The following is a 215-nucleotide window of genomic DNA, read 5'->3' on the forward strand; positions in this document are numbered from 1 at the left end:
CTTACAAGGAGGCGCAAAATGAATCAATTGAAAAAAGGGAAGATGTCTATTGATCCGCTATTTCAAATTGGCAAAGTCGACGAGCGAATTTACGGTTCTTTTATTGAGCATTTAGGCAGAGCTGTTTATGGCGGTATTTATGAACCTGGGCATCACGATGCTGGAGAAGATGGGTTTCGCCAAGATGTCATTGACCTTGTAAAAGAGCTAAATGT

Annotated in this window: 1 pseudogene; it reads left to right on the forward strand. The window is 40.9% G+C overall.

The annotated features are described in order from the left end of the window. Nucleotides 1-18: 18 nt before the first annotated feature. Nucleotides 19-215 (forward strand): annotated as a pseudogene (locus tag CHH91_RS19705) (alpha-N-arabinofuranosidase); the annotation flags it as partial.

Source organism: Virgibacillus sp. 7505 (genome assembly GCF_002272135.1).
Lineage (GTDB): Bacteria > Bacillota > Bacilli > Bacillales > Amphibacillaceae > Terribacillus.